Here is a 13265-nt window from a genome sequence, read left to right as displayed (position 1 = left end):
ATGCCCCAAACGCGCATCTCCGGCCACGCTGTTGCGCATGGCATCGGACATCGTGGTGGACGTGTGGTTCGCCGACTACCCGTTCCAGACCAACCAGGGCGAGCCGTTCCTGCAGCCGCTGCGTGTGCTGGCCGCCGCGTTCGAGGCGCGGCACCCCGGCTGCCGGATCCGGGTCCGCGGGGTCGACTTCTGGACGATGACCCACGAGGTCTCCGAGGCCGTCAAGCGCGGCGACGCACCGGACGTGGCGGGCTACTACGCGTCCGACACGCGCATGGCGCTCGACACCAGAACGCTGCAGGGCCTTCCACGGTACGTCAGTGTCACCGAAGCCATCGCCGGCCGCACGTCGGTCCTGGGCGAGCCCGTCCTCCTCGGCGACCTCGAGCCCGCGGTGCGCGACTACTACACCGTGGCGGGCGATCTGCCGTGCGTGCCGCTGTCCGCGACGACCACCGTGTTGTACAGCAACATGACGCTGTTGCGCGGCGCCGGTTTGAGCGAACCGCCGCGGACGTGGCGTGAACTGCGCACGGCGAGCGCGGCGGCCGGTGTCACGTGGGCCAACCACGGATGGCTGTTCCAGCAGGCGGTCGCCGCGCAGGGCGGGCTGCTCGCCGACGGCGACAACGGCCGCTCCGGCACCGCGCGTACGGTCGACCTCGCGGGCCCGGAAATGCTCGCGTGGGTCGAGTTCTGGCGCAACCTGCACGCCGACGGGCTGTTCCACTACAGCGGCACGATCGAGGACTGGGAGGGCGGCTTCCGCGCGTTCGCCGGCGGCGAGGTGGCGTTCCTCGTCGACTCGTCCAAGGCGGCCGGCGACCTGGTCGGCATCGGGCGCGAGGCGGGGTTCGAGGTCGCGGTGAGCGACGTGCCGCGGAATGAGCACGCGCGGTACGCCGGAAACTTCATCTCCGGTGACGCGCTGTGGCTCGCCGACGGGCCGGATCGCGTCAAGCGGGACCTCGCGCTCGCGTTCATGCTGTCCCTGCTGCGGCCGGAGGCGGTCGCGGAGTGGCAGCGCAGCAACGGCTTCCTGCCCGTGACGCGCGCCGGGCAGCAGGCGCTGGAGGACGAGGGCTGGTTCGCGGCGCACGCGCACGAACGCGCGGCCCTCGCGCAGTTGCGCCGCTCGGATCGCTCACCGGCCGCGCTCGGCCCGGTCGTGGGCGGGCTGATGCGCATCGACGAGGTGCTCGCCGCGGCCATGCACGACGTGCTCGTCGCCGGCGCCGACCCGGCGGAACGCTTCGCCGCCGCCACCGTCGCCGCCCAGCGCATCCTCGACGAGCACACTGCGTCCACTGTGGACTGAGGGTCGCACGCACGAAGATGCAGGCCGCGGGCGGGCTCGGCGAGGCTTGACGAGTCCGCCCCCGGCACCGTCGTTTCGTCCGGCACCGTCGTTTCGGCCCGGCACCACCGTGAGGAGCACCAGGCGTGGTCACCCTGTCCGACGCGGACTACCTGCGTCTCATCATCCACGGCGCGACCGCGTTCGAACTCGTGCACGCGGCGCTGCAACTCGACCTGTTCGAGGCGCTCGAGCAGCACGGCGCGATGTCCGTCGCCGACGCCGCGAAGGTCCTGCACATCGACGAGCAGCCGGCCCGGATCCTGCTGCTCGGCCTGGCCTCCATGCGGCTGCTCGAAGCCACGCCGCCGCTGTACCGCAACACCCCGCTCGTCCGCCGCAAACTCCTGCGCGCGAGCGACACCTTCCTCGGCCCGCTCATCGACGTGCAGTCGGCCATCATCAACGCCGCGATGCCCGCGTTCACGGATGCGCTGCGCACGAACACGAACGTCGGCCTGCACCGCACCGCCGGCGCGCACGGCACCCTGTACGAGTGGCTCGGCGCGCAACCCGAGCTGCAGCGCACGTTCTACGCGAACATGGGCGACGTCTCCCGCCGCACCTTCGCGCAGATCCTCGACCGGTACGACTTCTCGAACCTGCGCGTCGCGGTCGACTTCGGCGGCGGCGACGCCACCAACGCGATCGAACTCGCGCGCCGCTTCCCCCACCTGCACGTGCGCGTGTTCGACGCACCGGCCGTGCGGGAGGTCGCCGAACAGCGCATCGCGCAGGCCGGCCTGAGCGATCGCGTCACGTTCCACGGCGGCGACCTGTTCGCCGATCCGCTGCCGGCCGGCGCGGACGCGGTGCTCGTGTTCCACGTGTTCGAGATCTGGTCGATGGCGCGCAACACCGAGCTGCTGCGCCGCTGCCACGCGGCGCTGGCCGACGGCGGGGTGTGCCTCGTGTACAACTTCGTCTCCAGCGACGACGGCACCGGCCCGCTCGGCGCTGGACTGCTGTCGCCCTACTTCCTCACGCTCGCAAGCGGTGAGGGCATGGTGTACTCCGCCGCCGACATGGAGCGGGCCGTCCTCGACGCCGGCTTCAGCGGGACCGAGCGCCACACCGACTTCGGCTTCGGCCACGCCCTCGTCGTGGGCCGCAGGTAGCACCCCGGCGTTGACCGACGCCCGTACGCATCGCCGACGCCCGTACGTAGAAAGGACTCTCGGCATGGACCAGACGCCGATCGCCATTGTCGGGATGGGCTGCCGGCTGCCCGGCGGCGTCAACACCGTAGACGAGTTCTGGGGCCTGCTCACCGCGGGCCGGCACGTGAACTCCGAGGTGCCCGCCGACCGCTGGGGCGAGCACACCATCGACGCCGCCGCCGAGGCCATCATGCGCCGCACCGTGCGCCGCGGCGCCTTCCTCGACGACGTGCGCGGCTTCGACGCCGAGTTCTTCGGCGTGCTGCCCCGCGAGGCCGAGCTCATGGACCCCCAGCAGCGGCTCCTGCTCGAGGTCGTCTGGCAGGCCCTGGAGCACGCCGGCATCGCCCCCGACACGCTGGCCGGCACCGACACCGGCGTGTACATGGGCGCGGTCTCCGACGACTACGAGCGCCGCCTGCTGGAGGACCTGCCCGGCATCGAGGCGTGGACCGGCATCTGCACCCAGATGTGCGGCCTGTCCAACCGCATCTCCTACGCGCTCGACCTGCGCGGCCCCAGCCTCACCATCGACACGGCGTGCTCGGCCTCGCTGGTCGCCCTGCACACCGCCTGCCGCGCCCTGGCCGCCGGTGAATCAGGGGTGGCCATCGTCGGCGGCGTCAACCTGATCGTCGGCCCGGGCCTCACGGTCATGCTGGAGGCCGCCGGCGCCCTGTCCCCGGACGGCGTGTGCAAGTCCTTCGACGCGAGCGCCAACGGCTACGGCCGCTCCGAGGGCGTCGCGGTGGTCGTCCTGAAGCGCCTGGCCGACGCGGTGCGCGACGGCGACCGCGTGCACGCCGTGGTGACGGGGTCGGCCGTGGCCCAGGACGGCCACACCAACGGCATCATGGCCCCGAGCGAGGAGGCCCAGTCCCGCGTCCTGCAGGCCGCCCACGCCGTCGCCGGCATCGACCCGGCCACCATCGGCTACATGGAGGCCCACGGCACCGGCACCCCCGTCGGCGACCCGATCGAGGCCCGCGCCATCAGCGCCGTGATCGGCCGCCACCGCGCGCCCGGCGACCCGTGCCTGATCGGCTCGGTCAAGTCGAACATCGGCCACCTGGAGGGCGGGGCCGGGATCGCGAGCATCATCAAGGCCGCGCTCGTACTGCAACAAGGCGTCATCCCCCCGAGCCTGCACTGCGTCACGCCGAACCCCGACGTGGACTGGGAGGGCGGCAACGTCCGCGTCGTGACCGCGACGACCCCCTACCCGGAAACGAACACCCCGCGCCGCGCAGGTGTGTCCGGGTACGGCTACGGCGGCACCCTCGCCCACGTCGTCCTCGAACAGGCCCCGCCGGCCGCTGCGCACCCGGGCATCGAGCGCGACATGCCGGTACTGCTGCCGGTTTCTGGTTCGACCGAGGCCGCCTTGCGCGCGAACGCCGCGGCGATGGCCGATTGGTTGGACGGTGCCGGCGCGCCGTTGTCCGCCGTTGCGCACACGCTCAGCATGCGCCGCTCGCATCTGTCGCATCGCGCGGGAGTTGTCGGCCGGGATCGTGCGCACCTGGCCGCGCGGTTGCGCGAGGTTGCCGCCGGGGACGCGCCGGCCGAGGGTGCGCTGGGCCGTCCGGTCGACGGGGCCGGCGCCGGGCCGGTGTTCGTGTTCTCCGGGCACGGCTCGCAGTGGGTCGGCATGGGGCGCCGGCTGCTCGACACGGACAGCACGTTCACGGCCGTCATCGACGGGCTCGCGCCGGTGTTCCAGGCCGAGATCGGGAGCACGCCGCGGGCCGTCCTCGAAGGCGAGACGCTGAGCGCGGTCGACGTCATCCAGCCGATGATCTTCGCGGTGCAGGTGGCGCTCGACGCGGTGTGGCGGCGGCTCGGGGTGCGGCCGTCGGCCGTCATCGGGCATTCCGTGGGGGAGATCGCGGCCGCGGTCAGCGCCGGCGTGCTCGCGCTCGACGACGCGGCCCGGCTGGTCTGCCGCCGCTCGGCGCTGCTGCGCGCGGTGGCCGGCAACGGCGCGATGTACCTCGCCGCGCTGCCCTTCGCCGACGTCGAGGCCCGCCTGGCCGGCCGGGGCGACGTGGTCGCCGCGATCGCCGCCGCGCCGCGCTGGACCGTCGTGTCCGGCGAACTCGAGGCGGTGGAGGAGCTGGCCGGCGCCTGGGTCCGGGAGGGCATCGTCATGCGCCGCGTCGACTCCGACGTCGCGTTCCACTCGCCGCAGCTCGACCCGCTGGTGCCCGGCATGCTCGCAGCGGCCGGTTCGATCGTCCACGCGCAGCCGGCCGTCCCGCTGTACCGCACCGGTCACGCCGACCCGGACACCGATTCGCGCACCGCTCCCGCCGACAACGCGCAGTACTGGGCGTCGCAGTTGCGCTCACCCGTGCAGTTCGCCCGCGCCGTGGCGGCCGCCGTCGCCGACGGGCACCGCGCGTTTCTGGAGGTTTCCGCCCACCCGATCGTCACCGCGTCCATCCACGAGACGCTGTTCGACGCCGGGGTGACCGACGCCTGCGTCACCGGCACCCTGCGCCGGGCCGCCGACGAGCCGACGATCCTGCTGGCCAACCTCGCGGTGCTGCACTGCCACGGCGTCCCGGTCGACTTCGCCGCGCTCCACCCGCGCCGCGACCTCGCCGACGTCCCGGGGTACGTCTGGCAGCACCGCCCGTACTGGCGCGCCGCCACCCGCCGGGGCCGCACGAGCGCCGCCCCGATGCGCGAACACACCCTCCTCGGCCGGCTCACGACCGTGAACGGCACCACCCCCCTGCGCATGTGGACAACGGAGCTGGACTTCCCGTCGCGCCCGTACCCGGGCCGCCACGCGGTCCACGGCGTCGAGATCGTCCCGGCCGCCGTCCTCCTGCACACCTTCCACCGCGCGGCCGCCGCCGACGACTCGTCCACCCTGGTCGACATCGTGCTGCGGACGCCGATCTCGCTGTCGGCGACCCGCGAGCTCCAGGTGTCCTACCAGGACGATGGCCTAAGGCTGGCCACCCGGCTCGCGAGCGAGGACGACCACGGCACCGCGGACGACGACCTGGAGTCATGGCTCACCAACACCACCGCGCGCGTGAGGCCGGGGGAGCAGCCGGAGCTGCCGCCGCTCGACGTGCCGGCGTTGCGCGCCCGGTGCACCCGGCAGCTGCCCAGCGACCACGCGTCCACCCTGCTCGCCACGCTCGACGTACCGTCGATGGGCTTTCCCTGGACGGTCACCGGCCTCTGGGCGTCCGAAACGCACGAGCTGCTCGCCGAGGTGAGCGCGGGCGACGGCGTGGAGGGCACCTGGGCCTCGGTCCTCGACGCCGCGCTGTCGCTGCCGACGGCGGTCTTCCGCGGCACCCCGGTCCTGCGCATGCCCGCCGAGATCGAGCAGATCGCGGTGCGCGGCGAGCCGGCCCCGCGCGTGATCGTGCATGTCCACCTGGTGCAGGAACCGGACGTCGTGGACACCGTGAACGTCACCGTTGCGCGGCCGGACGGTACGGTCGCGGTCGCCATCACCGGGCTGCGCTTCGGCGTGCCGGACGGCGCCCTGTACACCGAGGACCTCGAGGTCATCGACGAGGAGCCGGTCGTCGCCTGGCGCACGCTGGACACCGAGCAGCTCGGCGGGTTCGTGCTCGGGGAGGTGCGCCGCCACGTCGCCGGTGAGGCCAAGCTCGACGTCGACGAGGTCAGCCTGCGCAAACCGCTCATCGAGATCGGCGTCGACTCGGTCATGACGCTGGCCATCCGCGCACGGCTGCAGCGGCAGTTCGAGCAGTCGCTGCCCGCGTCGCTGCTGTGGGAGCACCCGACGGTGTCCGCGGTCGCCGACCACCTGACCGGTCTGTTGCGCGCCTCGCTCACGAAGGACGCCGCATGAGCCTCGAGACGGTGCCCGACGTCCCGCCGTGGCCGCCCGAGTTCGCGGCGCGGTACCGCGCGGAAGGCTACTGGCGCGATCGGGACCTCGGCCGCCTGCTGTGGACGGTCGCGGACTCCAACGCCAACCGGACCGCGGTCGTCGCGGGAGCACACCGCATCTCGTACCGGGAGCTGATGGAGCGGGCGGACGCCCTGGCCGAGGGGATGCTCGACCGCGGACTGCGGCCCGGCGACACCGTCGTGCTGCAGCTGCCCAACTGCTGGGAGTTCGTCGCCGTCCTGCTCGCCTGCCTGCGCGCCGGGATCGTGCCCGTGCTCGCGCTCGTCGCGCACCGCGAGCACGAGCTGCGCCACCTGATCGAGCACACCGGCGCCAGGCTGCTCATCGTGCCCGACGTCTGGCGCGGCTTCGACCACGAGGCCCTGGCCGCCGAGCTCGCCGCCGGCGATCCGACCGGCGTGCAGGTGGCCGTCGTCGGCGGCGCGCCCAAGCCCGGTCACCTCGACGTGCGCGCGTTGCTGCAACCGGCCGGTGAACCTGGCGCGCGCCGGGAACGGCTCGACGCGGCCGCGCCCGATCCGGACGCGCTGGCGTTCTTCCTGCTCTCCGGCGGCACCACCGGGCAGGCCAAGCTCATCGGGCGCAGCCACAACGACTACGAGTACGCGTGCCGGCGGATGGCCGCCATCGCCGGGGCCGGGCGCGACACCGTCTATCTCGCCGCGCTGCCCGCCGCGCACAACTTCGCGCTCGGCGGGCCCGGCATTCTCGGGGTGCTCGCCGCCGGCGGGCGGACCGTGCTGCTGCCCAGCCCGGAACCGGTCGCCGCGTTCCGGGTCGTCGCGGCCGAGGCGCCCACCATCACCTCGCTCGTGCCGGCCGTCGCGCTGCGCTGGGCCGAGCACGCCGCGACGCATCCGGATGCGCTCGCGAGTCTGCGCATCGTGCAGGTCGGCGGGTCCGTGCTCGACCCCGCCGTGGCCGCCGGGCTGCAGCAGGCGCTCGGGGCGCGGCTCCAGCAGGTGTTCGGGATGGCCGAGGGACTGCTCTGCTGCACCCGTCCCGAAGATCCGGACGCCATCGTGTACGGCACGCAGGGCCGCCCCGTCAGCCCCGGCGACGAGATCCGCATCCTCGACCCGGCCGGCGCGGAGGTCGCCGACGGCGAGGTCGGCGAGCTGCTCACCCGCGGGCCCTACACCCCGCGCGGGTACTACCGGTCGCCGGTCTTCAACGCCGAGCGGTACACCGCGGACGGCTGGTACCGCACCGGCGACCGCGTCCGGCGCCACCCCTCCGGCAACCTCGTCGTCGCGGGGCGCAGCAAGGACCTGGTGAACCGGGGCGGGGAGAAGATCTCCGCCGAGGAGGTCGAAACGCTCGCCCGTGAACTGCTCGGCCTGCGCGAATGCGCAGTCGTCGCGGTGCCGGATGCGCGTTTCGGTGAGCGGGTCTGTCTGGTGACGACATCCCGCGCGCTCACGCTCGACGACGTTCGCGAGCGCCTGCACGCCGGCGGGGTCGCCAAGTACAAGCTGCCCGAGCAGGTCGAGGTGGTGGCGGCGCTGCCGCTCACCCCGATCGGCAAAGTGGACAAGGTCGCGCTCAGCGCACAGATCAACGGGGGAACCGGTGCACGACGAGGAGATTCGGAAGGTAGCCGAGCTTGAGGCGACCCACTGGTGGTACCGGGCCCGCCGGGCGGTGCTGACGCGGCAACTGGCCGCGCTCACCCCCGACGGCGGCCCGGCCATTGACGTGGGCTCGTGCGCGGGCGGCCACCTGCCCCTGCTGCACCGCCACGGCTGGAGCCCGCTCGCGGTGGAGTACAGCGACCTGGGTGTGCGCCTCATTCGCGAGCAGGGCTGGCCCGTCATCCGCGGCGACATCCGCCGCCTGCCCTTCGCCGGCGGCACGGTCTCGCTGGCCGTGGCGATGGACGTCCTCGAGCACATCGACGACGACCGCCTGGCCCTGCGCGAACTGTTCCGGGTCCTGCGCCCGGGCGGGACCCTGCTCATGTCGGTACCGCAGGACATGCGCCTCTGGTCCGCCCACGACGTCGCCCTGAGCCACTTCCGGCGCTACGAGCGCGCGGAGCTGCGCGAACTGCTGGAGGCGGCGGGCTTCGCGGTCGAGCGCCTGTGGAGCTGGAACGTCCTGCTGCGCCCGGTGGCGGCCCTGCGCCGGCGCCGCGGTTCGAACGGCGGCACCGACATGGAGCGGATGCCCTGGCTGGTGAACACCGGGCTGCGGGTGATCGCGGGGGCCGAGCGCCTCCTCCCCGTGGGGCGGCTGCCCGGCCTGTCCCTCATGCTTCGCGCACAGCGGCCGCCGACGGCGTCCGTCGCGACTCCAGCAGCGCAATGGTCGCGTCAGCGAACGTATACGGGTCGGTGACATAGCCGACGTGCCCGCCCGGGAAGTCCACCACGGACTGGTCGAGCCGCTCGGCGAGGGCGACGGTGCACAGGTACGGGTGGTTCTCCTGCTCGTCGCTGCCGCCGGCGATGACCAGGCGGTCGGTGACGGTGCGCAGGCGGGCGATGTCCGGTTCGAACATCGAGTAGGTGCGCATCTCGTGTTCGAGCCAGTAGCCGTGGTTGCGCTTGATGCGCGCGAGCATCTGCTCGAGCTGCGGCTGGGGCAGCTGGGCGGACTCCGGCGGGCGGGCCGGCTTCGTCATGCCCATGCCCACCCGGAAGACGCGCATGCCCTCCTGGACGCCCTCGGTCCGGAACGTCTTGTACACCGCGGCGTAGAACTCGATCCACTCGTCCAGGTCGGGCAGCACCGCGGCGACCGGGGGCTCGTGGGCGACCAGCGTCTCGATGCGCTCGGGGTGGCGGACCACCAGGTCGAGGGCGAGGGTCGCGCCCGAGCAGCTGCCGAGCACCACGCCGGGGCCGTCGCCGAACCGGTCGAGCAGCGCGAGCGCGTCCTGGACGTCCTCGTCGAGGCGCCGGGCGTCGTCGGCCGGCCAGTCGAGCACGCTGCGGGAGAAGCCCCGGCGGTCGTACGTGATGACGGTGTACCGCCGCGCCAGCTCGTCCGCCACGGCGCCGAAGGGGCCCGCGTCGCCGTTGCCGCCGGCGATGACGAGCAGGGCCGGGCCGGTGCCGCGCACCTCGTAGTAGAGCGACGCGCCAGGTACGGGTAGGTGGCCGGCCTCGGTTGCACTCATGGACGCTCCTTGCTGTTCGCTCGCGCAATTGGATGCGCCGCCGTGCGCGCTCGGGGTGTCCGGGCGCGCACGGCGGCGGGTGGGTCAGGCGATCGGCTTGCTCAGGTCGAAGATGACGTCGGTGCCGACCATCATCGGGGCGTAGTGCTGCGCGACCCAGGTGGAGATGGCGATGATGATCGCGTAGTGCTCCTGCACCCAGGCGACGATCTGCTCGGGCGTCTTGGTGCCGCCGAACGGGTCCATCGGCGCCGCACCGCCCGGCTGCTGTCCCGCACCAGGCTGAGCACCAGGCTGAGCCCCGGGTTGCGCACCCGGCTGAGCACCCGGCTGAGCCCCGGGCTGGGCCCCAGGCTGAGCACCCGGCTGAGCCCCGGGCTGAGCAACACCGGACGGACCCACACCGGGCTGAGCACCAGGCTGAGCCCCGGGCTGAGCAACACCGGACGGCATGCCACTCGGCTGAGCTCCAGGCTGCGCACCCGGCTGAGCCCCAGGCTGCGCACCCGGCTGACCCGCGCCGGGGCCGGCGCCAGGACCGGCGCCAGGACCGCCGCCGCCCATGAGGCCGCCGAAGCCGGACCCCACGAAGTACCGGATCTCCCCGGCCTGCACGCACATCTGGAAGTGCTCCAGCGAAGGCGTCGGGTCCCACCCCGTGAACCCGCCGATCGCCATGATCGGCCGATCGCTGGCCAGCTGCAAGGTAGCCGCGTTCGGCGAGGTGAACGTGGCCGCCGCCCACTTGTTCGAGGTCTGCCGCAGCAGCGCGACCACCTCAGGATTCGCCGCCGACCCCCCGCCCGGCGCCTGCGCCCCGCCCGGCAGGCCACCGGCCCCGGCCGGCAGCGCCGTGTTCTCCGCGGCCGCCGGTCCGGCCGTCGGCACCGCCCCGATGTGCGGGCGGCCGGCGGTGGCCAGACCGTACGCGGCCGGCGCGAGCAGGGCGACCGCGATCGCCGCGGCGAAGGCGCCGTGCAGCGCCCGGGGCTCCCGCGCGCTGCCCTGCGCCAGCGCCACGAGCGCCAGCAGCGCGGCCGCGATCACCAGCACCCGGACCTCCGGGTGCCACAGGTTGGCCCGCTCCAGGATGACCACGTTGACGATGCACGTCACCGCCACGATCACCGCGAGGGTGAGGCGCGCGGCGGAGGAGGTGCGGTGCCGCCACAGCTGCTGCCCGCCCACCGCGACCAGCGCGGCGATCGGCGGGGCGATGGCGATCGTGTAGTACGGGTGGAAGATCCCCTGCATGAAGCTGAAGATCCCGGCCGTGACGACCAGCCACCCGCCCCACAGCACGATCGCCGCGCGCGTCCGGTCGGTCCGCGGCGCGCCCCGCGACAGCACGAAGCCCGAGACGATCAGCAGCAGCGCGGCCGGCAGCAGCCAGGTCACGTTCGCGGCGACGACCGAGCTGAACATGCGCCCCACGCCGGGCTGGCCGCCGAAGAAGGCGTTGATGGCCCCGAGGTCGTTGTCGTCGCCGCCGAAGACGCGGCCGATGCCGTTGAAGCCGAAGGCCAGGCTCAGGAAGCTGTTGTCCGTCGACGTGCCGATGTAGGGGCGGCTGTCGGGCGAGACCGACTCGACGATCGCGACCCACCAGCCCGCCGACACGACCATGGCCAGGCCGCCGGCGAGGACGTGCAGGATGCGGCGGCCCAGCGAGACGGGCGCGGCGAGCAGGTACAGGCCGACGAACGCCGGCAGTACCGTGAAGGCTCCGAGGGTTTTGGTCAGGAACGCGAGGCCGACGAGCGCACCGGTGGCCACCATCCAGCGCACGCGGCCCGCCTCGACGGCGCGGACGATGGTGTAGGCGGCCGCCGTCAGCAGCAGGGTGAGCAGCGCGTCGGGGTTGTTGAAGCGGAACATGAGCACCGCCGCCGGCGTCAGCGCGAGCACCGCGGCCGCGAGCAGACCGGCGGCCGGGCCGAACCAGCGGCGGACGGCGGCGTACATGAGGGCCACGGCCGCGACGCCCATGAGGGCCTGCGGGACCAGCATGCTCCAGGCGTTGAAGCCGAAGATGCGCCCGGACAGCTCCATCACCCACAGGGCGGCCGGCGGCTTGTCGACGGTGATGAAGTTGGACGGGTCGAGGGAGCCGTAGAAGAAGGCCTTCCAGTCCTCGGTGCCGGCCTGGACCGCGGCCGCGTAGAAGTTGTTGCCCGGGCCGGACTTGCCCAGGTCCCACAGGTACAGCACGGCGGTGAGGGCCAGCAGCAGGAACAGGGCCGGGCGGGCCCAGGCCGGGTTGGCGGGCGCGGCGGGTTCCGCTGGGGCCGGCGCGGATTCCACCACGGGCGGGATTTCAGTTGTGGAGCTCATACGCTCTCTCCTTCGAACCGGCAGCGGTACGGCCAGGGCGGCCGAGCCAGAAGCGCAACAGCAGGAACCGCAGCGCCGTGGCGGCGAAGCTGGAGACCACCAGCACCGCCAGCTCGAGCGGGGCCGCGGGCGGGTGCACCGCGTGCAGCAGCACCAGCGACCCGCTGGTCAGCGCGAGCCCGAGGCCGAACAGCAGCAGGCCCTGGGCGAGGTGTTGCAGCAGCTTGCCCGGGCCGCGCACGCCGAAGGTGACCCGGCGGTTGACGAGCGTGTTGGCGATCGCGGACACCAGCAGGGCGGTGAAGTTGGCCGTCTGCGCGGCGAACTCGATGCGCAACAGGGCGTACAGGACGGCGAAGAAGACGGTGGAGGCGATCCCGATGCCGATGAAGCGCACGAGCTGGCCGCCGAGGCCGGCCGGCACGCCCGGCAGGAGGGGACTGCGGCCGAGGTCGTGGCGCAGCAGGGCGAGCGGCAGGCGGCGGGTCACGAGGGCCCGGCCCAGCCGCCAGATGCCGCGCACGTCGGCCAGCGCGGCGGAGACCACGTCCACGCGGGAGTCATCGTCGTCGATCCAGTCAACAGGCACCTCGTGAATGCGCAGGTTGGTCCGCTGGGCCAGGATGAGCAGCTCGGTGTCGAAGAACCAGCCGGTGTCCTGCACGTACGGCAGCAGGCCCCGCGCGATGTCGCGCCGGATCGCCTTGAACCCGCACTGCGCGTCCGAGATGCGCATCGCGAGCGTCCCGCGCAGCAGCAGGTTGTACGCGCGCGAGATGGCCTCGCGTTTCGGGCCGCGCACCACGCGCGAACCGCGCGCGAGCCGGGTGCCGATGGCGATGTCCGAGTGGCCGGTGATGAGCGGCGCGATCAGCGGCAGCAGCGCGGCCAGGTCGGTGGACAGGTCGACGTCCATGTACGCGAGCACCGCCGCGTCCGAGCCGCTCCACGCCGTGCGCAGGGCCAGGCCCTTGCCGGCCTCCTCGATGCGCACCATCGACACCTCGGGGAACTCGGCCACCAGCTCCGCGGCGACGCCGGGCGTGGCGTCGGTGCTGCCGTTGTCCGCGATCGTGATCCGGAAGGTGTACGGCATGTTCGTGCGCAGATACGCATGCAGCCGGCGGATGCACGGCTCGAGGTCGCGCTCCTCGTTGTACACCGGAATGGTCACGTCGAGCACCACGGCGTCCACGGGATCGAGCACGGCTGCGCACATGAGCGTCCAATCGGGTGTGCATGGTGAGCGTCGCCGACATATCGTCCCGTTTGCGCCCGGGGCCCCACATCTCCCACCGTGCGCAGCGCTCCCACGACAGTCCACAAGGGACGAACGCAGCAAAACGAGCGCCCCGGCGGCGTGGCGCGGCCGCCGGGACG

Annotated in this window: 8 protein-coding genes; 5 read left to right on the top strand and 3 right to left on the bottom strand. The window is 73.1% G+C overall.

Annotated elements, in window-relative coordinates; genetic code table 11:
• Positions 1-37: 37 nt before the first annotated feature.
• From ACQPZ4_RS29495 to ACQPZ4_RS29475, 5 genes are all read left to right on the top strand, one after another.
• Positions 38-1318, top strand: coding sequence for an extracellular solute-binding protein (locus ACQPZ4_RS29495; protein ID WP_433042287.1), 1281 nt, complete (start codon positions 38-40; stop codon positions 1316-1318).
• Positions 1319-1443: 125 nt separating this feature from the next.
• Positions 1444-2475, top strand: coding sequence for a methyltransferase (locus tag ACQPZ4_RS29490; RefSeq protein WP_433042284.1), 1032 nt, complete (start codon positions 1444-1446; stop codon positions 2473-2475).
• A gap of 64 nt (positions 2476-2539) precedes the next feature.
• Positions 2540-6364 carry a type I polyketide synthase gene (locus tag ACQPZ4_RS29485; protein WP_433042281.1) on the top strand — a complete coding sequence of 1275 codons (3825 nt, stop codon included), beginning with the start codon at positions 2540-2542 and terminating at the stop codon, positions 6362-6364.
• On the top strand, positions 6361-8037 hold the full coding sequence (locus ACQPZ4_RS29480) for a (2,3-dihydroxybenzoyl)adenylate synthase (RefSeq protein ID WP_433042278.1): 1677 nt from the start codon (positions 6361-6363) through the stop codon (positions 8035-8037). The genes ACQPZ4_RS29485 and ACQPZ4_RS29480 overlap by 4 nt, the downstream gene beginning before the upstream one ends.
• Positions 8000-8767 (top strand): class I SAM-dependent methyltransferase, encoded by a 768-nt coding sequence (locus ACQPZ4_RS29475; RefSeq protein ID WP_433042275.1) that lies wholly within the window; start codon positions 8000-8002, stop codon positions 8765-8767. Before ACQPZ4_RS29480 ends, ACQPZ4_RS29475 begins: the two co-directional genes overlap by 38 nt.
• Here ACQPZ4_RS29475 and ACQPZ4_RS29470 read toward each other — a convergent pair.
• The 3 genes from ACQPZ4_RS29470 to ACQPZ4_RS29460 form a co-directional block, all read right to left on the bottom strand.
• The gene (locus ACQPZ4_RS29470) at positions 8679-9551 is read right to left on the bottom strand and encodes an alpha/beta fold hydrolase (RefSeq protein ID WP_433042272.1); all 873 of its coding nucleotides are present in this window, start codon (positions 9549-9551) and stop codon (positions 8679-8681) included. The genes ACQPZ4_RS29475 and ACQPZ4_RS29470 overlap by 89 nt on opposite strands.
• 84 nt (positions 9552-9635) lie before the next feature.
• A complete protein-coding gene (locus ACQPZ4_RS29465) occupies positions 9636-11885 on the bottom strand; it encodes a glycosyltransferase family 39 protein (RefSeq protein ID WP_433042269.1) in 2250 nt (749 codons plus the stop codon).
• The gene (locus tag ACQPZ4_RS29460) at positions 11869-13092 is read right to left on the bottom strand and encodes a glycosyltransferase (RefSeq protein WP_433042266.1); all 1224 of its coding nucleotides are present in this window, start codon (positions 13090-13092) and stop codon (positions 11869-11871) included. The genes ACQPZ4_RS29465 and ACQPZ4_RS29460 overlap by 17 nt, the downstream gene beginning before the upstream one ends.
• Positions 13093-13265: the final 173 nt, after the last annotated feature.

Origin of the sequence: Dactylosporangium sp. CS-033363, from assembly GCF_050942475.1 — a bacterium.
Classification (GTDB): domain Bacteria; phylum Actinomycetota; class Actinomycetes; order Mycobacteriales; family Micromonosporaceae; genus Dactylosporangium.
This window is presented reverse-complemented; position numbering and strand designations above follow the sequence as displayed.

Excerpts from the sequence above, each read along its gene's own strand:
- ACQPZ4_RS29495 (WP_433042287.1), top strand. The coding sequence starts at position 38 with ATGGCATCGGACATCGTGGTGGACGTGTGGTTCGCCGACTACCCGTTC.
- ACQPZ4_RS29485 (WP_433042281.1), top strand. The coding sequence starts at position 2,540 with ATGGACCAGACGCCGATCGCCATTGTCGGGATGGGCTGCCGGCTGCCC.
- ACQPZ4_RS29480 (WP_433042278.1), top strand. The coding sequence starts at position 6,361 with ATGAGCCTCGAGACGGTGCCCGACGTCCCGCCGTGGCCGCCCGAGTTC.
- ACQPZ4_RS29470 (WP_433042272.1), bottom strand. The coding sequence starts at position 9,551 with ATGAGTGCAACCGAGGCCGGCCACCTACCCGTACCTGGCGCGTCGCTC.
- ACQPZ4_RS29465 (WP_433042269.1), bottom strand. The coding sequence starts at position 11,885 with ATGAGCTCCACAACTGAAATCCCGCCCGTGGTGGAATCCGCGCCGGCC.